Here is a 25,150-nt window from a genome sequence, read left to right on the forward strand (position 1 = left end):
TCGCGAAGTGAACAAATCTTATTTCTTTCAGTCGTTTTTAATTGTGTTGTTGGCAACGGCGGCATTCATTGGATTTAAACAATTTTTGCCTAAAAAATTATTTCCCGAAAATACCGCAAATGCAAAAAATGTGCTCATCGACAGTCTATTGCTCGAAGCAGTTGATACCAATATCGCTTCCGCAAAAGATACTCTTGTGAACGAAAAAATTGTATTTGACGAGACCGAAGGCATTGTGTTTCCGCCGGAACATTTCAGTGATTACAAAGGGTATCAGCATTTGATTCCGTTTTTTGAAAAACTATTTCAACTTGAGAATAATCCGGAGCAAAAAGTGCGAATTGCCTATTTTGGTGATTCCATGACTGATGGCGATATGATTGTGCAAGATTTGCGACAAAATTACCAGGAAAAATTTGGTGGCGAAGGTGTTGGTTTCGTGTCAATTACATCAGAATCTGCGGCTTCGAGAAGTTCAGTTACCCATCAATATTCTGGAAATTGGAAAACCCAATCTTACCTCAATGTCAAAAGACCGCGAAGTCCTTTTGGTGTAAACGGGCACGTGTTTTTTGCCAACGATACCGCTAATATTGAGTGGATTCGCTTTAAAGCTAACAAAGCAAAATTTGCCACAATGCTCAATAATCCTACGCTTTTTTACGGTAAAGGAAAAAATTTTGATGGAAAAGTCAAAGTAATTATTGGTAAAGATACGCTTACTAAAACGCTGTCGCCTCATAAATTAGTGAACACCCTAAAAATTGCTTCGTCAGATTTAAAAGCTTTCAAAGCCGATTTTGTGGATGCGGATTCCATTCCTATTTTCGGATTTAATTTTGACAATGGCAAAGGCGTTCACGTTGATAACTTTTCGCAAAGAGGAAATTCTGGTTTGCCGATTTCCACCTTCAATCCAGAGGTCATGAAAGCGTTTAATAAACAATTAAATTACGATTTGATTGTATTGCATTACGGAACGAATGTATTAAATTACGGTACAAAAGATTACACTTGGTACGATAGAAGTATGACTAAAACGGTAAATCATTTAAAAGAATGTTTTCCTGGAGTTTCTATTTTAATTGTGTCAACTGCCGATAAATCAAAGAAATACGAATTAGAAATGAAAACTGATTCGGCTGTAGTTCCATTGACAACCGCTCAAAAAAGATATGCCTTAAAAACAAATTCAGGATTTGTAAATCTTTATACTTTAATGGGTGGTGAGGGTTCGATGGTAAAATGGGTTGAAGAAGAACCGGCAAAAGCCAATAAAGATTACACGCATTTCAATTTTAGAGGTGCCAAAAAAATCGCCTCTCTTATTTTTGAAGAACTCAGTCAAGGTTACGAAAAATACAAAGTATTACGTAAAAATCGTAAACCCGTTGCGAAAAAAATCACTGATTCCGCCACCATCAAAACTGACAGTTTAAATGAATAAGCTAAAATTTTTAATGTTGTGGTGTTGTGTATTATCGGCTTTAAATTGCAAAGGACAAGAAGATGAAACCCAGCAAGATTCCACCGCAATTGATACTACCGAAGTTGAGGTTTTGCCAGAAAATAAACTACAAAATGCTCAGGTATTGCAACCTTTTTTCGATAAAATTGTTCAGCTTCAAAAACAGAAAAAAGGAAAAATTAATATTGTTCACATTGGAGATTCACACATTCAGGCGGATTTGATGAGCAATGTGATTCGGAAAAGGCTACAAGAAACCTTCGGGAATGGCGGACGAGGATTTATTTTTCCGCACAATTTGGCCAACACAAATGGTTCATCTAACGAAAGATTTAAGTCAAACAGAAATTGGCAAAGCTACCGAAATATTTATCCAGACAAGGGAAATCCTGTGGGTTTAAGCGGCATTGCACTTTGGACAACTGCCAAAGATTTTGCCGTAGAATTGAATATTAAAGACAGTTCGTATGAATTTAATACGATAAAAGTTTTTACGCCTCAAAATAAAAAACAGTTTGATTTTGCTTTAAGCGAAAAAACAATCGTTCTCGAATCAAAGGTGCCAAAAAAAATTACGCACAAGATAAAAAGGGGAGAAGCCATTTCGATTATTGCTGACAAATACAATGTTTCTGTCGCCGAATTAAAACGCGCCAATAACCTTCGTTCGAACAACATTCAGGCGGGAAAAACCTTAAAAATTCCTACGAGCGAAATGCAACCAAAATCGGTAACAAGATCAGAGTTTATTCCTCTGGAAATTAATAATGACAACATTTCGCACTTTTACGTAAGTGAAAAATCTTTGGACAAAATTTACCTGATTCCGGATGCAGAAAGTACTGATTTTGAGTTAAATGGCTTGTTTTTAGAGAATAATAATCCGGGAATTATTTACAGTAGCATTGGGGTAAATGGCGCCAAATTTTCCGATTATAATAAATATCCTTTGTTCTTTGAACAACTTGCTGGTTTACAGCCAGATTTAGTGATTTTGTCTCTGGGAACCAACGAAAGTTTTGATAAAATGGCGGCTTCAGATTATATGGTTCAATTGGATATTTTTTTGAAAATGATACGTGAAAAAAATAATGTTCCGGTTTTAATTTCTACACCACCAAACTCTTTGTTTAAAAGAAAATTTCCCAATACATTTGCCGCCGATTATGCCGAAAGTATTTTGGTGAAAGCCGAAGAAAAAAAATACGCCGTTTTTGATTTGTACTCACAACTTGGCGGGTTATACGGGGTTCAAAGAAACGTAGCTCGCGGATTGATGGCAAACGACAAAGTGCATTATTCTAAAGCGGGATATGAGAAGCAAGGGAAAATTTTGGCAGAAGCCATTTTGAAGGAATTTAGCATTTATCTAAACAGCATCAAATAGATGATTAACAGTGTTTTACCTGATTGGTTTAGCCACATTTTTGGAACAATTTCTTTAGAAACTGTAAAATCTTGGTTTGTTTACAACCCTAAAGAACCGTTGCTTTTTAACACCGGATTGTTCCTCGGGATGTTCCTGATTTTTTATTTCGTCTATGCTTTTTTGCGTAAAACTTTCTACTTAAGATTGGTTTACGTCATCTTTTTTTCGCTTTTTTTCTACTACAAATCTAGCGGAATCTACTTTTTATTATTAATCCTTTCCTCCGTTGTTGACTATAATTTATCTGGAATTATATATCGGGAACAACGGGAAAGTTGGCGGAAATTTTACATCGTCATCAGTGTGATTCTAAATTTGGGGTTGTTGGGATATTTCAAATACACCAACTTTTTAATCGGAACGTATAATGATTTGTTTAGCGGGAATCTGGCTTTTCACGATATTTTACTTCCGGTAGGAATTTCGTTTTACACCTTTCAATCCATCAGTTACATCATCGAAATTTACCGAAAAGAAATTGTTCCTACCAATAACTATGTAGAATATTTATTTTTCGTGTCGTTTTTTCCACAGTTGGTTGCGGGTCCGATTGTGCGTGCGAAAGATTTTTTACCGCAAATTTACCAAAAACTCAACCTGACAAAAGACGATGTCAACAACGCATTGTTCCTGATAATTGGCGGTCTCATCAAAAAAACCGTCATCTCCGATTATATTTCAATTAACTTTGTTGACCGTGTTTTTGATTCGCCAATGAGTTATACAGCTTTCGAAAATTTAATGGCATCTTACGGTTATGCGATTCAAATTTATTGTGATTTTTCAGGTTATTCCGATATGGCAATTGGCGTGGCATTGTTGTTAGGATTTAAGTTGCCCACCAATTTTAGAACACCGTATCAATCGGCTTCCATCACCGAATTTTGGCGTCGTTGGCACATTTCGTTGTCCACTTGGTTGAAAGATTTTTTGTATATTTCAGTAGGAGGAAATCGTTCGGGTTCGTTTGCAGGATTTTTATTTCCAGCGTTATTTTTCTTCGGATTAATCGTTTGGGGAATTACATATTCTGCCACAAGTCACATTCCGTTGATCATCGCAATTTCATCTTTAGTGGTTTTTGCGCTTACTTTTTTATTGTCTAAAAACCGCGAAAAAACTATGGTTACCAATGTTAACTTGTTAACCACAATGTTGTTAGGTGGTTTGTGGCATGGTGCGAGTTTGCGATTTATCATTTGGGGCGCTTTACACGGAATAGCTTTGGCGGTTCACAAAATATTTTTAGAATTTTTTCCAGACAGCAAAGAAAAAACAACTGGAACTAAAGTTTGGCGTGTCTTTTCGGTGTTGCTTACCTTTCATTTCGTGGCATTTTGTTGGTTGTTTTTCCGTGCGAAAGATTTTCCAACCGCCATGCAAGTCATCGAAAATATCGGTAACCTTACCTTAGATTTTAACCAATGGCTGGTGATTGCTTCCGGATATAAAAACGTATTTATGTTGATGTTCATTGGGTTTGCGTGGCATTTTTTACCAAGAAGCGTAACTTTTGCCATGAAAAATACTTTCGACAAAACCCCACTTTTAGGCAAAGCGATTTTGCTTGGATTTGTATATTGGATAGTTTACGCCACCGCTACTGCTGGACCACAACCGTTTATTTATTTTCAATTTTAACGAGATAAATTTAGACTTTTGTAAGTATTTTTATTTTTTTTTTTTAGATAAATCATAGTTGATTAAGGATAATTTTTAACTTTACAACAATAAATATAAATATATAGAGTTTATTGTTAAAATAGTTGATTAATATTAAAAAATTAAAAAAATGAAAACAACCCCATTATTTGCAATTGTAGGAGGATTATTTCTTGCTGTTGCTTGTAGCTCTGATGATGATAGTTCGTCATCAAACAATCCAACACCTACACAAGTGACTAACACTGTAACTTCCGGAACTTGGCGGATTACAAGTTATTTAGACAATGGTCAGGACGAAACCTATCATTTTACCAATTACAATTTTAATTTCGCTGCTAATAATGTATTAACAGCAAATAACGGTACCAATAATTACAGCGGAATATGGTCCGTAACAAATGATGATAGCGATGACGATTCGCCTTCAAATGACGTCGATTTCAATATTTTGTTTTCCACATCAACACCTGCATCTTTCCAAGACTTGACAGACGATTGGGATATTTTAGAAATTACAAACAGCAAAATCAGACTTCGTGATGTTAGCGGTGGTGATGGCGATACGGACTTTCTTACCTTCGAAAAAAATTAAAATAAAATATAACGATAACAAGCCGGACCATAATTGTCTGGCTTTTTTTATGACCATTTTTTAGAAGCAATTCCCGCTTTCCGCTGCAATCTTTTGCCCAAAAATATTTTTTCACTTCGGGTAAAAAGGAGCTTCCGCGGTCGCTCTTTTTCCCCGGTGAAAAATATATTTTTCAGGCAAAAGGATTTCCGCTTCAATCGGGGCTAATGAGGGAGATTCCAATAAAAAAATGTAAATTCCAAATATTAAATTAAGGTCGATTGCATTAATCTGTAAATCTTCCAATCTTTAAATCCTAAATCATATATCTAAATTCCTAAATCATATATCTAAAATCCTAAATCAGATATCCCTAAATTTTGTATCTTTGCACCTTTAAAAATCAAAACTCATGTTCGATAATTTAAGCGATAAGTTAGATAAAGCCTTTCATATATTAAAAGGACACGGAAAAATCACAGAAGTAAACGTTGCCGATACTTTAAAAGAAGTTCGCCGTGCACTTTTAGATGCCGATGTGAACTTTAAAATTGCAAAAGAATTTACATCAAGAGTAAAAGACAAAGCCATTGGTCAAGACGTTTTAACTACGTTACAACCGGGACAACTTTTGGTAAAATTGGTGAAAGACGAACTAACCGAATTGATGGGTGGCGATGCTGCAGGAATCAACCTTTCCGGTAATCCATCGGTAATTTTGATGTCGGGTTTACAAGGTTCGGGAAAAACCACTTTTTCTGGGAAATTAGCGAATTATCTAAAAACAAAAAAGAATAAAAAACCGCTTTTGGTTGCCTGTGATATCTATCGTCCGGCGGCAATTAATCAGCTTCACGTAGTTGGAGATCAGGTTGGAGTAGAAGTATATTCGGAACCAGAAAATAAAAATCCGGTTGAAATTGCTCAACATGCAATCAAACATGCAAAAGCCAATGGTTTTAACGTAGTAATCGTCGATACCGCTGGTCGTTTGGCAGTTGACGAAGAAATGATGACCGAAATTGCCAACGTTCATCGTGCGATTGAGCCGCAAGAAACTTTATTTGTAGTCGATTCCATGACGGGACAAGATGCTGTAAATACCGCAAAATCTTTCAACGATCGTTTAGATTTCGATGGAGTAATTCTTACAAAATTAGATGGTGATACCAGAGGTGGAGCTGCCATTTCTATTAAATCGGTTGTAAATAAACCTATAAAATTCATCGGAACTGGCGAAAAAATGGAAGCGATTGACGTTTTCTATCCAAGTCGTATGGCCGAAAGGATTTTGGGAATGGGAGACGTAATTTCCCTTGTAGAAAGAGCTCAAGAACAATTTGACGAAGAACAAGCCAGAAAACTTCAGAAAAAAATTGCCAAAAACGAATTTGGTTTTGACGATTTTCTTACCCAAATCCAGCAAGTGAAAAAAATGGGTAACATGAAAGATTTGGTTGGAATGATTCCTGGAGCTGGAAAAGCGTTAAAAGATGTGGAAATTGAAGACGACGCTTTCAAACATATCGAAGCTATTATTTATTCAATGACACCAACTGAAAGAAGCAAGCCTTCCACCATTGATGTCAAAAGAAAAAACCGCATAGCAAAAGGTTCAGGAACAAGCATTCAGCAAGTTAACCAACTCATGAAACAGTTTGATCAAATGAGCAAAATGATGAAAATGATGCAAGGTGGTGGCGGAAAAAACCTCATGAGAATGATGGGGGCCATGAAAGGAATGAGATAAATATTGTAAGGTTCAACGTTCTGAATATCAGAATTTTGAACCTTAAATTTTTGATTTAACTACAACAACTACACACTAGTTCAAGCACATTGAACTTAAACATTAAACAACAACAAATGCAACTATTAGACGGAAAAAAAATTTCGGACGACATTAAAAATGAGATTACTGCCGAGGTTAACAAAATGAAACAAAACGGCGAAAAAGTGCCACATCTCGCTGCTATAATCGTTGGGAATGATGGCGCCAGTTTAACTTACGTGGGAAGTAAAGTGAAAGCCTGCGAACGCGTGGGATTTGAATCTACATTAATCAAAATGCCGAGCACCACCTCAGAAACCGAATTGCTCAAAAAAATTAAACAATTAAACGAAGATGATAATATTGACGGTTTTATTGTGCAATTGCCTTTGCCTGAACAAATTGACACGCAAAAAGTGTTGATGGCAATCGATCCTAAAAAAGATGTGGATGGGTTTCATCCGGAAAATTTTGGGAAAATGGCGCTAGACATGAGTACTTTTATCCCAGCAACACCTTTTGGAATTTTAGAATTACTAGAGCGTTATGGTGTGGAAACTAAAGGAAAACACACGGTTGTTATTGGGAGAAGCCATATCGTGGGTCGTCCGATGAGTATTTTGATGGGAAGAAAAGGTTTTCCCGGAAATTCTACCGTTACATTAACTCATAGTTATACCAAAAATATTGCCCAAATTACCACACAAGCGGATATTATCATTACAGCTTTGGGTGTTCCAAATTATTTAAAAGCTGAAATGGTAAAAGATGATGCCGTTGTGATTGATGTGGGAATTACCCGTGTGGCAGACGATAGCGAAAAAGGTTACCGAATTACCGGCGATGTAGATTTTGATTTGGTCAGTAAAAAAGCCTCGTTTATCACGCCAGTTCCTGGAGGTGTTGGCCCGATGACAATTGCCATGCTGCTCAAAAATACATTGTTAGCACGAGAACAAAATATCGAAAAAAGAAATTAGATAGAAAAAAATTTTAAATAAAACGCAAGTTTCATTTTTGAAATATGCGTTTTATTTTATCGGTTTCTTGGCGGAAGTTTTCTCGCATTTCTGGGGCTAACTCTTGGTGTTGCAGGTTTAGGCAAACTCGCCTCCTCAGTTTTGCTTGATGGTGCAATTAATTGGTTTAAATCCGAAATTTCTTTGTCAGATAATTCCCTATATTTCCCAACTGGAACATCAAGCGAAATATTGATAATCCTAATTCTTTTTAACGCCGTAACTTCATATCCTAAATATTCGCACATTCTACGAATTTGGCGGTTCAAGCCTTGGGTTAAAATAATTTTAAAAACGTATTTGCTAATTTGTTCCACCTTACATTTTCTTGTAATGGTATCTAAAATGGGCACGCCATTTCCCATTTTTTCGATAAATCTATCCGTTATCGGGCGGTTTACAGTAACGGTATATTCTTTCTCATGATTGTTTCTGGCACGAAGAATTTTGTTTACGATATCGCCATCATCGGTCATGAAAATTAGTCCTTCCGAGGCTTTATCTAAACGACCAATCGGGAAAATTCGCTTAGGATAATTGATGTAATCAACAATATTATTTTTTACTTCGAGATTTGTGGTACATTCGATTCCAACGGGTTTGTTGAATGCTAGATAAACTGGTTTTGTATTGCGTTCTACAATTAATTTTCCATCAACACGCACTTCATCTTCGGCGGAAACTTTGGTTCCCATTTCTGCAATCCTTCCGTTTACCGAAACCCTTCCGTCAGCAATAATTTTGTCAGCTTCTCTACGCGAACAATATCCGGTTTCGCTAATAAATTTGTTGATTCGTTTTAAATTTTCCTCCATTTGGCAAAGGTAATTCTATTTTATCAGCCTAAAAATTTATGCCGAATAATTTTGAATGTCTTCTTTATCATTAAACAAAAAATGACAAATTTCTTGGTACAAACTCTCATCGTGCATGCTGTGTCCCAATCCTTTTGTTTGAATGAAATGATGGTTTTTCCAGTTTTCGGCTATTTTTTTTGCTTCCTCAAAAGCTACTACATCGTCGTCAATATCGTGTGCAATTAGTCCTTTTATTTTGATTTTGGATCCAAAAATTTTCCCAGAAAATTCTTCAATTTTAATTTTAAAATGTTCCAAAAAATGATTTTCAATCATCTTTACGGCTTTCAAATTTAGGCTCAACAATTTGGCATAATTATTTACGAGCGTTCCCAAATCAGATGGAGCTCCAAGCAAAACTATTTTTTCAACTTCTGGATTTTGATATAATTGCTGATAATAAAGGGTTGTTGCGCCACCCATCGAATGCCCCACGATGAATTGCGGACGAAATTTTTCGGCGGCAATATTTACAAATTCTGCATAAGTGGGAACGCTAAATTCTTTTCCTGAAGACAAGCCGTGTCCGGGAGCGTCGAGGGCAATAATTGTGCAACCTGATTTTTGGAGGTATGGCAAGAAATTTTCCCATCTCGAGGCGTTACTTTCCCAACCATGAACGAGTAAAACCGTTTTTTCGCCACCTTCCCAAATGTAAACCGGAAAATGGTGAATGCCTTCTTCAAGCATTTCAGTTTTGACACCTTTGAGAATTTCGGGTAGGTTTTTTTGGAAAATTTTTCCCGCACGAGGTTCACTGAAAAATTTGTATGCCAAGCGAGAAGCCTTTTTTGGCGCTACATAACTCAGTAAATTAATATACAAACCGATGGATTTTGCCAGTAAGAAATTGAATATTTTTTGCATAAAAAAAGTCCCGATTTTTCGGGACTTAAGTTACTTATATTTTTGAGAATAAGCTCTCCATTTTTTCTCTTTCTTCGTCTGCAAGCGCGGCATCAACTAAAATTCTTCCAGAATGTTCATCCGTAATGATTTTTTTTCTCGACGCAATTTCCATTTGGGTTTGCGGTGGAATAGTGAAAAATGATCCTGCCGAAGCACCTCTTTCAATAGAAACAACTGCTAATCCGTTTCTTACACTTCCGCGGATTCTTTTGTAAGCTTGTAATAATCTTGGTTCGATTTCTGCTTCATATTCTGCAGATTTTTCGGTCAAAAACGCTTCTTCTTTTTCGGTTTCAGCCATAATCGCATCTAACTCAGATTTTTTGTGTTTCAAGTGAGTTGATTTTGACTCTAATCTTTCTTTAGATTCTGAAATAATTTGGTTTTTGTGCTCGATGGATGCTTTCAATTCTTTAATTTTTTTCTCAGCCAATTGAATTTCAAGTTCTTGAAACTCAACTTCTTTTGTTAAAGAATTAAATTCACGGTTATTTCTTACCGATTCTTGTTGTTTGGTGTATTTTTTAATGGCTTCCTTGTGCTCGTCGATGGCATTTTTCTTTGCTTTAATTTCATCTTCAATTCCTTCAAGGTCCGTTTTCAATTTTTCAACGCGTGTGGTTAAACCAGCTACTTCATCTTCTAAATCTTCTACTTCCAAAGGCAATTCACCTCTAACATTTCTAATTTCATCAATTCTAGAATCAATGAGTTGCAAATCATAAATTGCTCTTAACTTGTCTTCAACACTCAATTCTTTTGTAGTCGCCATATTTTATAAGTACTTAACTGGATTTGTATTTTCTTCCGATAAAATGATTGCAAAATTAGGAATTTTTTTCGTAAGATAATCAACTATATAATTTTTTGTAAAACGTTCGCTCTCATAATGACCAATATCTGCTAAAAGTATCTGATTTTCAGCTTCATAAAATTGATGGTATTTTAAATCGGCTGTTAAAAAAACATCAGCTCCAGCTTGAATGGCTTTTTTAATGGCAAAACTTCCCGAACCGCCTAAAACGGCAACTTTTTTTATGGGTTTTCCTAAATATTCTGAATGCCTAATTCCATCGGCTTTCATGGTTTTTTTTACCATTTGAAGAAATTCAGTCTCCGTCAATTCTTGCTCTAAAATGCCCGTCATTCCTAAGCCAAGGTTTTGGTGGGGATTTTCGAGATTGTAAATTTCATAAGCCACTTCTTCATAAATATGGTTCGCAAACAAGGCTTTCAATATTTTTCCTTGCAAATGTTTTTCAAATGTAACTTCTATTTTAATTTCGCTTCCTTCTACAAATTCTCCAACTTCGCCAATTACAGGATTGCTATTTTCATTGCCTTGATAAGTGCCAATTCCTTGAGAATTAAAGCTGCAATTTTCGTAATTTCCGATGTTTCCCGCACCAGCATCAAATAAAGCATTTCTTACTTTTACATGATTTTCGGGAACGGTATAAGTCACTAATTTCTGAATAAAATTTTCCTTTGGAACCAAGATTTCGGTATTTTTTAATCCTAATGCATCACAGAAAATTTTATTGACACCTTCACGATGATTGTCCAAAGCGGTATGAACAGCATAAATAGCAATATCGTTTTTGATGGCTTTAATTATAGAACGTTCCACGTAATTTTTGCCGGTAATTTTCTTCAACCCCGAAAATAGAATAGGATGGAAGCATACAATCAAATTACAATTTTTAGCAATCGCTTCATCTATCACCTTTTCCAATGCATCATGACAAACTAAAATTCCTGTGGTTTCAGCTTTGGGATTTCCTACCAAAAGTCCAACGTTGTCAAAATCTTCGGCATAAGCTAAAGGTGCCATTTCTTCTAAAACCGCAATTATTTCTTTTATTTTCATATAAGCGTTGTATTTTTGTAAAACAAATTAAAGAATTTTCGGGCAAGATTAAAATAAAAAAGACTATAGATTTCCTAACAATGAAATACTTGCGACTGTTGCTTTTTCCATTTTCCATTTTATATGGTTTGATCACTTCATTCCGCAATTTTTTGTTCGATAAAGGAATTTTAAAATCTCATTCGTTTGACTTACCCATAATTGCAGTTGGGAATCTAAGTGTTGGCGGAACGGGGAAAACACCACAAATAGAATATTTAATTCGTTTGCTTTCGCAAAAATATAAATTGGCCACTTTAAGTAGGGGTTACAAGCGGAAGTCAGAAGGTTTTGTGCTGGCAAATTCGTCCTCGCAAGTCTCTGAAATTGGGGACGAACCTTTTCAATTTCATCAAAAATTTAAAAATATTGCCGTTGCTGTTGATGCCAATCGGAGAAATGGAATTGAACAATTACAGCAAATCGTAAATCCAGAAATTATTTTGTTAGACGACGCGTTCCAACATCGAAAAGTAAAAGCCGGATTTTACATTTTACTTACTGCTTATAACGATTTATATGCTGATGATTTTTTACTTCCCGCTGGGAATCTTCGCGAAAGTCGTATTGGTGCTGAACGTGCTTCGGTAGTTGTGGTTACTAAATGCCCACAAGATTTATCTGAAAAAGAGAGAAATATTATTGAGCGAAAATTGCAATTGGAAACTGCTCAAAAATTATTTTTTACAACTGTGATTTACGATAATTTTGTTTTTTCCGAAAAAAGTCAGATTTCGATTGAAGAAATAAAATTGAAACCTAAAATGATTGTGGCTGGAATTGCCAAGCCAAAACCTTTTTATGATTTTTTAGGAGTAACTAATAATGATGAAATCATCACTTTTCCGGACCATCACGATTTTTCTGAAAAAAATATTCAAAACATTGAAAATAAATTAGATAATAAAATTTTGATTACCACCGAAAAAGATTATGTTCGTTTAAAAGGAAAAATTTCGGCAGAAAAACTATTTTACCTGCCTATAAAAATAGAATTTCTTTTTAACGGTGAGCAATTTGATGAAACAATAAAAAATTATGTTCGAAATAGTACAAGAAACAGTTCAATACATTCAAGATAAACTCAATTTTTCTCCAGAATATGGCGTGATTTTGGGTTCGGGTTTGGGTGGTTTTACCGAAGATATTGAGGTAGAATATACTTTACCGTACAACGAAATTCCAAATTTTCCGGTTTCTACTGTTCAAGGCCACAAAGGGGCTTTGGTTTTTGGCAAAATTAACGGAAAAAATGTAGTAGCCATGCAAGGTCGTTTTCATTTTTACGAAGGTTACGATATGAAAGAAGTAACATTTCCGGTAAGGGTAATGAAATATTTAGGCGTCAAAAAATTAGTGGTATCGAATGCGTCAGGTGGCGTGAATCCTAATTATAAGGTAGGTGATATTGTGATTATTTATGATCATATTAATTTTATGCCCGAACATCCGCTTCGTGGTAAAAACGATGAGCGATTTGGGCCTCGCTTTGTGAATATGAGTGAACCCTATTCTAAAAATTTAATTGATAAGGCAAAAAAATTGGCGCAAAACCTAAATATTGAGGTAAAAGATGGAATTTATCTCGGGCTTCAAGGGCCAACTTTTGAAACGCTTTCTGAATATCGAATGGTTAAAATTTTAGGTGCGGATTGTGTGGGAATGTCCACCGTTCCTGAAGTAATTGTGGCGCGACACATGGAAATGGAATGTTTTGGTGTTTCTGTAATTACGGATATGGGTGACGAGAATAACATTAACACTGTTTCTCACGACGAAGTTTTAGAAGCTGCAAAAAAGGCTGAGCCTCAGGTAAGATTGTTAATAAAACAATTAATTGCTACTGATTAATGACGCATTGACGTGGCGATAATTCTATAAAAATTATCAGGATTAAAGGGTTTGGTCAACACATCGTTCATACCAAACGAAAGTAAATTTTCGCGATTTTCGTTGAGTGAAATTGCAGTTAAGGCTACAATTGGGGTTTCGTTGTCAAAGGTTCTGATTTGTTGTGTGGCAATAGTTCCATTGATTCCAGGAAGATGAACATCCATCAGAACTAAATTATATTTCTTTTGTCGAAGGGCTTCAATGGCATCTTCGCCATTTTCGACAACTTGACATTTAATTTTTTTCTTCTCGAGCATTTTACGGGTAATCATTTGGTTAATTTTATTATCTTCTACCAATAAAATTTCCTTGCCTACAAAATCACTATCATTTATGAAAATCTTGTAATCTTTAATGTCTTCGGCTTTTTTGAAGCGCAAAGAGAAGTTAAAGTTAGAGCCAAGTCCTGTTGCACTATTTAATTTAATTTCGCCACCTAACATGGACACCAATCTTTTTACAATTGCCAGTCCTAAACCGGTTCCGCCATATTTTCGGTTTATTTCCACTGATCCTTGGGAAAAACTTTCAAAAATAATGTTTTGTTTATCTGCGGGAATTCCTATTCCGTTATCTACAACTTCAAAATAAATTTCTTGCTCCGTTTCAGAATCGTCTAGGACTTTAGCCCTGACCAACACTCTTCCATTTTCAGTAAATTTTAGTGCATTGTTTATGAGGTTTATTAATATTTGTGATAGCTTGGTAGGGTCACTTAATACAAATGCTGCAATGTTGTCATCTTTTTCTAAAACAAATTCTACATTATTTTGACTTGCCAGTTCCTTTAATGCATTTTGAATATCATCTAGAAGTTGTTTTAAATTAAACTCAATTTTTTCAATCTCAATGTTTTCTGATTCTATTCGATTAATTTCCAAAATTTCGTTGATGTAGGTAAGTAAGTAAGTTCCGGAAAATTTTAGAGATTTTAAATATTCTTTTTGAGATTCTTTCGGGTCTTCTTCAATCATTAAATGCGTAATTCCGTTGATTGCATTTAAGGGTGTTCGCAATTCGTGGCTTACAGTAGAGAGAAATTCAGCTCTGGCACGAAGCGCTTTTTCGGCTTTGTTTTTGGCTATTTCTAATTCCGAATTAGAATCTTGCAAGAGTTGATTGGTTCGTTTTTTAATGATGTTATTTTTATAAAGCGATAAACTTAATAACGATAAAATGGTAATTAATGCTATACTTAAAACAGTAGTTAATTTAGAAACTCTAATTAGTTTTCTTTGTTCGGCATTTTCTTTGGTTTGTTGTTCGATAGTTTTTAAACGCTCATTTTCTTTAAATTTGTCGAAAGCCACTGCACCATTTTTCTTTTTATTAGAATGCTGGATAGAATCGTGAAGTTGTTTATGCTTTTTGAGGAAAAAATAAGCTTCGTTTAAGTTTGACATTTTTTCATGAACGTTGCTTAGATTTTCGAAAATAATTAATCGTTGATCTGTGTTATGTGTAGTAAGGTTTTGTTCTAACGCACGTTGTAAATAATTTAACGATAAGTTGTTTCTTCCAGATTCAAATTCAATAAGTCCCATCTGTAGGAACGCTTCGGGTTGTACCTTGTGAACGTCTTGTTCTGCAGGTTTTGCAATAATTTGATTAAAAATTTTAACTGCGTCTTTTTTCTTTCCCTTGGCTTTATAAACGATGCCGCGTTGTAAATTTAAAAGGTCTTGAACATTAGGTATTTCTAATAAATCATAGATTTTACCTGCATTTTTAAGTGATAATTCAGCTTTCTCATAATCTTCTTTTTCTAAAAAGCATAATCCTAAGCCATAATGGCAAAAGGCTAAATCAGCACTCGGCTCTTCAAGACTATAAAGTGCAATACTTTTGTAATAACTTTCAATCGCGTCGTCATATCGTTTTAAATTAAAATATAAACTAGCGAGAAAGGCCTCTGATTCAGCTTCTTTATTGATATTTTTAGAATCTTGTGCCAGCTGGATAGCTTTTTGGATATTGACATAAGCCTGTTGGTAGTTATTTCCGTTTTTATTAAATGTGGCTACTTGCAGATAATAGCTAATACTGTCCGAAAATTTTTGGGTTTTCAAATTTTCCTGACTTAGGGCAATTGTAGTGTATAAAAATAGAAGTAAACAATAATAGCTCCTCATACCCAGAAAATATTTTTTGAGAAGCTAAAGTTAGTTAATTGTTTTTTGTTAGTAAAATTAAATCGATTAAGCGTGCAGAATATCCGATTTCGTTATCATACCAGCCTACAACTTTTATCATTTTGCTCAAAACCGAAGTTAATTGCGCATCGAATAAACACGAATTTTGGTTTCCCAAAACATCTACAGAAACTATTGGATCTTCGGTATAGGCCAAAATCCCTTTAAGCTCGCTTTCACTGGCTTTTTTAAAAGCTTCGTTTAATTTTTCAATCGAAATTTCTTCGCGTACGTAACAAGTGATGTCCGTTAGCGAACCATCTGGGACCGGTACGCGAATCCCGCTTCCGCCGATTTTCCCTTCTAATTCCGGAAAAATTTTGGTCAACGCTTTTGCCGCTCCAGTTGTAGTAGGAACGATAGATTGTGCGGCTCCACGAGCTCTTCGCAAATCTTTATGTGGTTGGTCGTGCAAACTTTGGTCGGTTGTATAAGAGTGAACCGTTGTAATATAAGCCTGCTCAATTCCGCACAAGTCATTGATAATTTTAATCATTGGTGCGGCATTATTCGTGGTGCAACTTGCGTTAGAAATTATTGTTTCCGATCCGTCTAAAATATGGTCGTTGACACCTAAAACCACCGTTTTTATTTTTTCGGTTTCCGATGGTGCCGAAAGAATCACTTTTTTGGCGCCACTTTCAATATGCTGGAAAATTTCGTCGTAAGTTTTGTATTTTCCGGTAGATTCGATTACGATTTCGGCTTCAACTTGTTGCCAGTTGATTTTGGAAATTTCTTTTTCGTGAAAAAAACGGTACAACTTTCCATTTACCAAAATTCCATCCTCATTAAAACTACAATCATACGGCAAAACTCCATGAATGCTGTCGTATTTCACTAAATGCGACATCGTTCTGTTATCGGCAATATCGTTAATCGCCACCACTTCAATCTGTGGATGATTCAATAATAGCCGGAATAAATTTCTCCCGATTCTTCCAAAACCATTGATGGCGATTTTTGTTTTTGTCATTTTAAAAAATTCCCTTTTTTGGGGTTAGGGGGCTAAAGTATATGTTTTTGTGCTTTATAAGAAGACCTCACTAGAGCGCCACTTTCCACATGGCGGAAACCTAATTCCAAACCAATTTTTTCGTACTTCGCAAACTGATCTGGCGTAATAAATTCCTTTACTGGTAAGTGTTTTTTACTGGGTTGCAAATATTGCCCAATCGTCACCACATCTACGTTTGCCGCTCTCAAATCGTGCAAAGTTTCAATCACTTCTTCCTCCGTTTCGCCCAAACCAAGCATAATTCCCGACTTTGTTCGGTTAATGCCTTTTTCTTTTAAATAACGTAAAACCTCTAAACTTCTGTCGTATTTCGCCTGGATTCTCACTTCACGTGTTAACCTTCTCACGGTTTCCATGTTGTGCGAAACCACTTCAGGATTGGCTTCAATAATTCGGTCAAGATTTCTTTCAATTCCTTGAAAATCAGGAATTAAAGTTTCTAAAGTTGTCGTGGGATTCATTCGTCTAATCGCTCTTACAGTTTCTAACCAAATAATCGAACCACCGTCTTTAATGTCATCGCGATCCACGCTTGTTACCACGGCGTGTTTAATATTCATGATTTTGATAGAACGCGCCACTTTTTCAGGTTCGTCCCAATCCACCGTTTCAGGTCGTCCCGTTTTTACTCCGCAAAAACCACAACTTCTGGTACAAATATTTCCCAAAATCATAAACGTTGCTGTTCCTTCACCCCAGCATTCGCCCATGTTGGGGCAACTTCCCGAGGTGCAAATCGTGTTTAGTTTGTATTTGTCAACTAAACCTCTCAATTCCGTATATTTTTTTCCAATGGGTAATTTCACCTTCAACCATTTAGGTTTTCCGGCTGGTGCAGTTGCGGTATCTAAAACAGTGCTCATAAATCAATTTTCAAACCACAAAGATAACGATTGTTTTGAGAAAAACCGTTAATGCTTTCTTAGTGTAAATTTGGCGAAAGCCAAAAAAATGTAATCCTTTTTTTAGGAGCGATCCCGAAGTTTATGGACAGGCATATGCAGCCATCTCTATTACCGCTTTCAGCTTTCGGCTTCCGCTTCGCTCCAGCGCTATCGCCTCTCCCAACGCTTCGGGACAGGGTTGTAAAAAAACTTTTAGGCATTTTTGGATACATTTGGTCATAAAAAATCCTGCCCAAAAAGCGGCAGGAAATTTCAAACTCAAATAATAAAATCAGGCTAAACTATCTTTCATTAATTTGTACCGTAATCGGCATATTAAAGGCAGTTCTTACATTTTTTCCCGCTCTTTTTCCCGGAGTCCATTTCGTTTTAATTGATTTTAAAACCCTGATGGCTTCGTTTCCTAAACCATAACCCGGATCTCTCGTCACTCTAATATCCGAAAGCGATCCGTCTTTTTCCACGACAAAACTCACGTAAACAGTCACTTTACTCAGTTGCGCAATTTCCGGCGTTCTGAATTTTTTTCCAACCAAAGCCGTAAAACTTTTGATACCACCCGGAAATTCCGGTTTTTCATCCACCGCAATCATCACTTCGTCGCCAGTTAATTCAGGTCCGTTATTATTAGTTTCGGTAATTCCTTTTCCGTCACCAGTACCGTTGTCCGAAGTAATTCCTAAACCAATAATGCCGCTGTTATCGCCAACATTTTCTGTGCTTCCGGTTTTGGTTGTGTTTTGATCAATGGTTGTCATTTCGTTTGGAGTGGTATGATTTTCGGTAATTTTCGTACCTACATACTTTTTTTGTGCCTCCGAAGATTTTTCGGTTGCACCAGCCGCTTCTGTTACTTTGGGTTTTTCAACTGGCGGAAGATAAACATCTGTTACCGTAATGGGATCACTAAAAGGATTTTTGTCGATAACCTCGCTTTGTCCATTACTTTTGATAAAAGTTAGTGAAACTAAAACCCCGCAAAACAAAGTCCCGAGTAGAAAAGCTTTGAGGGTTGTTTTTCCATCATCTTGGCGAAGTTTGTAAGCGCCATAAAGTTTGTTTCTGTTTTCAAAAACAATCTCATTCCAGCTGTTGTTAAATAAGTTGATTGTTGACATAGTGTAATAATTTTAAGTAAAATCATATCATAAGCAAACCTATTTAACACTATAACGATATAATAGGGAAATTTATTATATATTGTTTAACTTTTTTGTAAGAAGTTTTTAAAAACAAAAAAAGCAGGCTTGATACCTGCTTAGATTATCCTATGGATTAAAAAAAAATTATTTTATCACTAATTTTTGCGTAAACGCATTGTTACCCGAAGTAAATTTTATCAAATAAATTCCGGCTGGTAGGGTAGTGGGTAAATGATTTGTTCCAGGATATAATTGGTGTTTGGCAACCAACATTCCATTGGTACTAAAAATTTCAGCTGTTGCTTCTTCTCTCAAATCAATATTTACAAAGTTTGTGGCTGGATTCGGGTAAATTTTTGGAATAGTGGAGCTAAAATCAGGTGAAGAAAGATCGTTGCAGCCAAAAGGAGTGAAATTTACCAAACCTAAAGTAGCGTTATCCGCTTGGTGAAAAATTACATCTTCAACATTTGTAGGGGTTAACGGGGTATTTTCTATCCAGCAATTATTTAATGCCGTAACCGGATTTGCTGTATTGTTATAAAAGGCATAAATCTCGCCACCATTACCATTATCGGCAAAAATATTTCCTCCTATAACTTCAACTCCATCGCCAAGATTGGTAAAGGTAGCATTACCAAAGGCGGTAATTCCCCATAAGTTTCTTCTAATTTGGTTGTTGCTAATTTTGGTGCTGTAAGAAGTTCCGGCACCTTGCAAAGCAATTCCACTTCCACTTGTCATCGGGTCTGGATTAGTAGTATTGTCTTCAATAATATTTTGGTCAATAATCACGTTCATATTATAGCCTAAAACATTGATTCCGTATCTGTTGTCTCTAATAGTGTTGTTTTTAATTAAAGAAATGTGTTGTAATGAAGGACTAAAATTAGATACGGAAATTCCGCCAGTCATATGTTTTGCACGGTTCCCGATGATAGTGTTTCCAATAATTTTTAAGGTATCTAAACTGCTAGGTCCTAAATTAATTTGTGGTCTGTTTCCGTTTGAGTCGTTGTTTCCTTCAAGTAAATTGTTAGTGATAATTGGCGAAGCTTGCGCATTTGCCGCAGATCCGATTGCCGGATAATGATTAAACTTAAATGTCGAGTTATTGATAATGGGTTGTCCGATTGCTAGTTGAAGTGCCGAACTTGTGGTAGTTCCATTTAAATGATAGGAAAGTGTACAGGATTGCATTTCAAAGTTTCCGGTTGCTACACGAATTCCTTTACCGTATAAAACAGTAACATTTCGCATAAATCCTTCGGCTGAACTTTCAAAAATAATTTCGCGGTATCGAGCCGTTTCAGTCGCTCTGGTAATTAAGATATTGTTAGCATCGGCCGAAAAATTCCCTTGAATAATGAGTTGAACATCATTTTCCATTAAGAGTGTTGCATCAGCATCAATAATAAAAGTATCGTTAGCGGCAATGGTTAGATTTTGCGAAAGCGTGTAAGTATTTCCAGAACCCGAAACTGTTCCGGGAGCGTTGGTGGCCAAGTCGTCTAAACGCCAAGTGACACCTGTGTTAGGGGTGGTGAATTGTGCCGAAAGGTTAGCGGAAATAAATAGTAGTAAATAATGTAATTTTTTTTTCATAAATTGAGGAATTTGAAAAGCGAAATTAAAAAAAAATAAAGGAATTTGGCTGAAATTACTAACCTTTTGAGCTAATAATATTTGCCAAAAGTTTTTTAGCTCGTAACAATTTCACTTTCACATTAGAAAGCGGTTCATCAAGCTGATTGGCAATTTCCTGATAACTGAGTTCCTGAAAATACCGCAACTGGATAATTTCTTGATAGGCGGGTTTTAACTCTTTAATATAACGTAGAAGTTGTGCTAAATTTTGTTCTCTAATTAGTTCATCTTCTGCCGAAAGCGAGGTGTCGGCAACATTATACGCTTGTTTATCATCGGCATCTGTGATATCGATAAACATTGTTGATTTTTTTTTGCGTAATAAATCGATGTGAACATTTTTAGCAATGGCAATTAACCATGTATTAAATTGAAAATCAGTATTGTATGTTGCGATTTTATCAAATGCTTTTGCAAAAGTTTCAATGGTAATGTCTTCTGCATCTGTTTCATTTTGAGTCCGTTGCAGCATAAACCCATAAACTTCATTCCAAAAATAATCAAGCAAAGAGGTAAATGCAACCTGATCGCCTATTTGTGCTTTTTCGATTTGCTTGCTTACTTCCAATGTACTGGTTTTGACAATTTATTGGTTATAAAAATATTCAGTTGGATAAAAATAATTATAATTTCAATGATGGGATAGTAATACATGACATCTTTTTCTTGCAGTTTTGATGCTGCATAACCTAACGAAATCCAGCTAACTAAATATCTTCCCACAATTATAGGAACGATTAACATCCAATTAAATTGTAGAGCTAATAAAACAATCGCTAAGATTAAAAACGAGAGCTGACTTAAGAAGAACAATCCCAATTGAAATTTATCAAAAGGTTTGTAAAAACTCGCAGTTGAAACGTGACGTCTTTTTTGGTCAAACCAAGTTTTAAATGTTTTTTTAGGTTCGGAAAAAGTAAAGCCTTCTGGATTAAAACTAATCGTTGTATTTTTTTTGGTGGAAGCTTGGTTAATAAATAAATCATCATCTCCTGAACGTACTTTCATGTGGTCGATGAATCCGTTTACATTAAAAAATTCTTCTTTTTTGTAGGCCAAATTTCGGCCAACACCCATATAGGGATGTTTGATTTTGGCCCAAGAAAAATATTGCGTAGCGGTTAACATCGTTTCAAATCGGATGATTTTATTCAGGAAAGATTTGGCCACTTTTTCATAAGCTCCATAACCCAAAACTATGGTTTTGCTCATGGTAAACTGCGAACTCATTTCCTTAATCCACTGGTTTGAAGCCGGATAACAATCGGCATCTGTAAACAATAAATATTCGTTTTTTGCTGCTTTGATTCCCAAGGTTAAGGCAAATTTTTTGTTGCCCCAGAACGCCTCATTATTTTCCACTTTTACTAATCTAACATTGGAATATTGCGCTTCAAATTCTTCAAAAACATCAAGCGTTGCATCGCTTGAAGCATCGTCAATTAAAATTATTTCATAATCCGGATAATCCTGAGTCGCCAAAAGAGGTACGAATTTCTTTACATTTTCCTCTTCATTTTTGGCACAAACAATTACCGAAATGGGAATACGTTTCGGAGTGCTTTTTTGGGGTTTAGCAAAAGCAAATTTCCCGAAAACAACCGAATAATAAAACAGCTGAACAGCTACCACTACAAGAAAAACATAAAAAATAATGGTCAACATATAGGCAATTGGTTTTAAAAAAATGTGCGCAAAGGTACAATGCAAAAACAGGAATTGCAATGGTAAAAATCAATAAAATTTTAGCCGAAAATGATCTAGATGATGCAAAATTAAATCACATTTACTTCTGCTTCAATCGAAATCCCAAAGGTTTCTTTTACCTTTTTTTGTATGTCTTGGGCTACCGCCAAAATTTCGCTTCCGGAGGCGTTTCCATAATTTACCAACACCAAAGCCTGATTTTTGTGAACTCCAGCATCACCAAAACGTTTACCTTTAAATCCCGCTTTTTCAATCAGCCAACCTGCGGGAACTTTTACTTCGGTTTCAGAAACGCTGTAACTTGGCATTTCCGGATGAAGCAAATGAATTTTTTCAAAATCACTTTTTGAAATTACCGGATTTTTAAAAAAGCTACCACTGTTTCCTAGCTCTTTTGGGTCTGGAAGCTTGCTTTTTCTTATCGTGATAATCGCATTGCTAACATCTTTTAGGGTAGGAATTTTTACATTATTTTTGGTCAATTCCGCAGCAATATCGCCATAAGAAATATTAATTTTATGGTTGATTTTAGTCAATTTAAAAACAACTGAAGTAATAATAAATTGGTCTTTTACTTCATTTTTAAAAATGCTTTCGCGATAGCCAAATTTGCATTCTTCGTTTGTAAATCTCTTAATATTTCCGGTTGCGATTTCCACAGCATCACAATATGCAAAGGTGTTTTTAATTTCGGTTCCGTAAGCACCAATATTTTGAACTGGTGTTGTACCTACATTTCCAGGAATAAGCGACATATTTTCGATGCCGCCGAAATTATTTTCAATGGCAAATAGTACAAATTCGTGCCAATTTTCGCCAGCATTTCCTTCAACCCAAACAAATTCTTCGGTTTCTTTTACAATTTTTTTGCCTTTCAAATCAATGTGAAGCACTAAAGCGTCCACATCTTGGGTTAGCAACATGTTACTTCCGCCTCCTAAAATAAATTTTTTAGTACCTTGATTTTGACGCAATACTTCCTGCAATTCTACTACTGAATGTACGGCGACAAATTGTTTTGCTTTCGCATCAATCCCAAATGTATTGTAATTTTTTAAAGAAAAATTTTCTAAAATTTCCATTTCCGAATTTAATTGTGTGGCAAAAATAATCCAAATCTACGGGATAATCATCATTAATCTTCGGTGGTTAAGGCTCTGGTTAAAAAATCGTTCAAAGGCTTTAAAAGGATTAATTTTTTCGTCACTTTTTTCACAAAATCCTTATCGGTTAATAATTGATTGTCAATAACTTGTGAAGCGGTAAAGCTTTTTAATCGCAAATATTGAATTGCAGGATGGTTTTTGTCAAAATCTTTTGGAGCAGTTTTCAAAGAATTATTTTCGTCGATATCCAGAGATTTGAATTCTTTAACAAAATTCTTTTCAGTTACAATTTCTTCTAAATCTTCATAAAAATAGGCAATTTCTTTTCTAATTTTCTTCAAATCAAGATGATCCGGCCACCAAACTCCACCGGCAATAAAACTTTTTCCTTCCTCTATATGAATGTAGTATCCTGGTAAATTAGTATTTTTTGTTCCACCCGACAGCCAAATGCCCAAATGGGTTTTGTAAGGCGTTTTGTCCTTTGAAAATCTGATGTCGCGGGCAATTCTAAAACTACAATCTTTCACTTCCAAATGCCGGAGCGATTCGTCTAAAGGAATCATTTCGTTTAAAAATTCTTGAATTAGCTTTGAATATGCAGTTTTGTATTCTTCGTAAAAACTTTTATTGGCATGAAACCACTCGCGGTTGTTGTTTTCTTTGATGTCGTTTAAAAACTGAAGTATTTTTTTTGAAACCATTGTTCGATAAAATTTAAACTAAATGTAGGCATTTTTTTGGAACAAATTACAACTGAAAAACCTGATAACTCTGATGCATCGATTTTACAAGCGTTTCGGTTCTTTCTGCGTGAGTATCAGAAATAAAAAGCTGTCCAAAGTCGTCATTATTTACCATTTGAATAATCTTCTCCACCCGCGTTTCATCTAATTTATCAAAAATATCATCAAATAAAAGAATGGGTTTTTGATTGCTTTTTTGTTTTAAAAAATCAAATTGTGCCAGTTTTAAAGCAATTAGAAAAGATTTCTGTTGTCCTTGCGAACCAAATTTTTTGATGGGGTGTTGATCAAGTTCAAATGATAAATCGTCTTTATGTACACCTGATGAGGTATAATGTAACACGCGATCTTTGGCTAAACTGTCGGCAAAAAGCTGTCGCAAGTTTTTTTCCTGCAGCTGACTTTCATAAACCACATTAACGTTCTCGGTAATTCCAGTAATCGCGCTGTGATGCTTTGAAAAAATAGGGGAGAAAATTTTCATGAAATTCTTCCGTGTTTCATAAATTGATTGTCCTAAATCTTCCAATTGATCGTTATAAACTTCTAAAGTTGTGGGGTCAAATGTGTGATTTAAAGCAAAATATTTGAGCAAAGCGTTTCGTTGCGCAATTAATTTTTGGTATTGAATCAAATCTTGTAAATACTTCATATCCGATTGTGAAATCACCGAATCCAAAAATTTTCGTCGCGTTTCGCTACCTTCTATAATAAGGTCTCGATCTGCCGGCGAAATAATTACAAGCGGCAAAAATCCCAAATGATCGGAAAATTTTTCGTAAGGTTTTCCATTTCGTTTCAATACTTTCTTTTGTCCTTTTTTAAGTGAACAAACAATTTGCTCCGTTCGGCTGTCTTTCTCAAATTCGCCCTCAATCACAAAAAAATCTTCTCCATGCCGAATATTTTGCACCGCTAACGGATTAAAATAACTTTTCCCATAGGCCAAATGATAAATCGCATCAAGCACATTAGTTTTGCCCACGCCGTTTTTCCCTACCAAACAATTGATTTTTTGGTCGAAGTTAAAACTAACTTCAGCGAAATTTTTATAATTTAAAAGAGAAATATTTTTGAGATACATCTGAAAATGGCTATTGAATAAGAAACTCACCTAAATTGGGCGAATCGGTTTTAGGGCATGCAAATTATTGAAAAATAACGATAAAAACATCTTTTACATTTCAATAAAAATT

At 35.4% G+C, this 25,150-nt stretch carries 22 protein-coding genes; 8 read left to right on the forward strand and 14 right to left on the reverse strand.

The window, feature by feature from the left end:
* Positions 1-7 precede the first annotated feature (7 nt).
* From GV828_RS04630 to GV828_RS04655, 6 genes are all read left to right on the forward strand, one after another.
* Positions 8-1,447 (forward strand): SGNH/GDSL hydrolase family protein, encoded by a 1,440-nt coding sequence (locus GV828_RS04630; RefSeq protein ID WP_166536311.1) that lies wholly within the window; start codon positions 8-10, stop codon positions 1,445-1,447.
* Entirely contained in the window at positions 1,440-2,855 is a 1,416-nt protein-coding gene (locus tag GV828_RS04635) for a LysM peptidoglycan-binding domain-containing protein (protein WP_166536312.1), read from the forward strand. The genes GV828_RS04630 and GV828_RS04635 overlap by 8 nt, the downstream gene beginning before the upstream one ends.
* Positions 2,856-4,538, forward strand: coding sequence for an MBOAT family O-acyltransferase (locus GV828_RS04640; RefSeq protein WP_166536313.1), 1,683 nt, complete (start codon positions 2,856-2,858; stop codon positions 4,536-4,538).
* A 151-nt stretch (positions 4,539-4,689) separates the two neighbouring features.
* The gene (locus GV828_RS04645; protein ID WP_208103137.1) at positions 4,690-5,154 is read left to right on the forward strand and encodes a hypothetical protein; all 465 of its coding nucleotides are present in this window, start codon (positions 4,690-4,692) and stop codon (positions 5,152-5,154) included.
* Positions 5,155-5,545: 391 nt separating this feature from the next.
* A complete protein-coding gene (ffh, locus tag GV828_RS04650) occupies positions 5,546-6,883 on the forward strand; it encodes a signal recognition particle protein (protein ID WP_166536314.1) in 1,338 nt (445 codons plus the stop codon).
* 116 nt (positions 6,884-6,999) lie between these two features.
* Positions 7,000-7,884: a bifunctional 5,10-methylenetetrahydrofolate dehydrogenase/5,10-methenyltetrahydrofolate cyclohydrolase gene (locus GV828_RS04655; protein WP_166536315.1), complete on the forward strand. Its 885-nt coding sequence runs from the start codon at positions 7,000-7,002 to the stop codon at positions 7,882-7,884.
* A gap of 56 nt (positions 7,885-7,940) precedes the next feature.
* On the opposite strand, the gene rluF is transcribed toward GV828_RS04655, so the two are convergent.
* From rluF to GV828_RS04675, 4 genes are read right to left on the reverse strand one after another with little or no spacing between them, the layout of a single operon-like run.
* Positions 7,941-8,738 carry a 23S rRNA pseudouridine(2604) synthase RluF gene (rluF, locus tag GV828_RS04660; protein WP_166536316.1) on the reverse strand — a complete coding sequence of 266 codons (798 nt, stop codon included), beginning with the start codon at positions 8,736-8,738 and terminating at the stop codon, positions 7,941-7,943.
* A gap of 36 nt (positions 8,739-8,774) precedes the next feature.
* A complete protein-coding gene (locus GV828_RS04665) occupies positions 8,775-9,647 on the reverse strand; it encodes an alpha/beta hydrolase (RefSeq protein WP_166536317.1) in 873 nt (290 codons plus the stop codon).
* Positions 9,648-9,681: 34 nt separating this feature from the next.
* The gene (locus GV828_RS04670; RefSeq protein WP_166536318.1) at positions 9,682-10,461 is read right to left on the reverse strand and encodes a zinc ribbon domain-containing protein; all 780 of its coding nucleotides are present in this window, start codon (positions 10,459-10,461) and stop codon (positions 9,682-9,684) included.
* A 3-nt stretch (positions 10,462-10,464) separates the two neighbouring features.
* On the reverse strand, positions 10,465-11,559 hold the full coding sequence (locus GV828_RS04675) for a Nif3-like dinuclear metal center hexameric protein (protein ID WP_166536319.1): 1,095 nt from the start codon (positions 11,557-11,559) through the stop codon (positions 10,465-10,467).
* 80 nt (positions 11,560-11,639) lie between these two features.
* On the opposite strand from GV828_RS04675, the gene lpxK reads away from it, so the two are divergent.
* On the forward strand, positions 11,640-12,680 hold the full coding sequence (gene lpxK, locus GV828_RS04680; protein WP_166536320.1) for a tetraacyldisaccharide 4'-kinase: 1,041 nt from the start codon (positions 11,640-11,642) through the stop codon (positions 12,678-12,680).
* Positions 12,637-13,449: a purine-nucleoside phosphorylase gene (locus tag GV828_RS04685; RefSeq protein WP_166536321.1), complete on the forward strand. Its 813-nt coding sequence runs from the start codon at positions 12,637-12,639 to the stop codon at positions 13,447-13,449. The genes lpxK and GV828_RS04685 overlap by 44 nt, the downstream gene beginning before the upstream one ends.
* On the opposite strand, the gene GV828_RS04690 is transcribed toward GV828_RS04685, so the two are convergent.
* The 10 genes from GV828_RS04690 to recF form a co-directional block, all read right to left on the reverse strand.
* A complete protein-coding gene (locus GV828_RS04690) occupies positions 13,446-15,623 on the reverse strand; it encodes a tetratricopeptide repeat-containing hybrid sensor histidine kinase/response regulator (protein ID WP_166536322.1) in 2,178 nt (725 codons plus the stop codon). The genes GV828_RS04685 and GV828_RS04690 overlap by 4 nt on opposite strands.
* 34 nt (positions 15,624-15,657) lie before the next feature.
* The gene (gene gap, locus GV828_RS04695) at positions 15,658-16,659 is read right to left on the reverse strand and encodes a type I glyceraldehyde-3-phosphate dehydrogenase (protein WP_166536323.1); all 1,002 of its coding nucleotides are present in this window, start codon (positions 16,657-16,659) and stop codon (positions 15,658-15,660) included.
* 32 nt (positions 16,660-16,691) lie between these two features.
* Complete coding sequence (gene lipA, locus GV828_RS04700; protein WP_166536324.1) at positions 16,692-17,564, reverse strand: lipoyl synthase; 873 nt, start codon at positions 17,562-17,564, stop codon at positions 16,692-16,694.
* 323 nt (positions 17,565-17,887) lie between these two features.
* The gene (locus GV828_RS04705) at positions 17,888-18,724 is read right to left on the reverse strand and encodes an energy transducer TonB (protein WP_166536325.1); all 837 of its coding nucleotides are present in this window, start codon (positions 18,722-18,724) and stop codon (positions 17,888-17,890) included.
* A 168-nt stretch (positions 18,725-18,892) separates the two neighbouring features.
* Positions 18,893-20,353 carry a T9SS type A sorting domain-containing protein gene (locus GV828_RS04710; RefSeq protein WP_166536326.1) on the reverse strand — a complete coding sequence of 487 codons (1,461 nt, stop codon included), beginning with the start codon at positions 20,351-20,353 and terminating at the stop codon, positions 18,893-18,895.
* Positions 20,354-20,411: 58 nt separating this feature from the next.
* Positions 20,412-20,963, reverse strand: coding sequence for an RNA polymerase sigma factor (locus GV828_RS04715; protein WP_166536327.1), 552 nt, complete (start codon positions 20,961-20,963; stop codon positions 20,412-20,414).
* Positions 20,954-22,060, reverse strand: a complete 1,107-nt coding sequence (locus GV828_RS04720; protein ID WP_166536328.1) for a glycosyltransferase — start codon at positions 22,058-22,060, stop codon at positions 20,954-20,956. Before GV828_RS04720 ends, GV828_RS04715 begins: the two co-directional genes overlap by 10 nt.
* Before the next feature lie 110 nt (positions 22,061-22,170).
* Positions 22,171-23,184 (reverse strand): UDP-N-acetylmuramate dehydrogenase, encoded by a 1,014-nt coding sequence (murB, locus tag GV828_RS04725; protein ID WP_166536329.1) that lies wholly within the window; start codon positions 23,182-23,184, stop codon positions 22,171-22,173.
* A gap of 53 nt (positions 23,185-23,237) precedes the next feature.
* Entirely contained in the window at positions 23,238-23,912 is a 675-nt protein-coding gene (locus GV828_RS04730; protein WP_166536330.1) for a DUF2461 domain-containing protein, read from the reverse strand.
* 46 nt (positions 23,913-23,958) lie between these two features.
* Positions 23,959-25,038, reverse strand: a complete 1,080-nt coding sequence (gene recF, locus GV828_RS04735) for a DNA replication/repair protein RecF (RefSeq protein ID WP_166536331.1) — start codon at positions 25,036-25,038, stop codon at positions 23,959-23,961.
* Positions 25,039-25,150 lie beyond the last annotated feature (112 nt).

The organism is Flavobacterium ichthyis, assembly GCF_009915155.1.
Taxonomy (GTDB): domain Bacteria; phylum Bacteroidota; class Bacteroidia; order Flavobacteriales; family Flavobacteriaceae; genus Flavobacterium; species Flavobacterium ichthyis.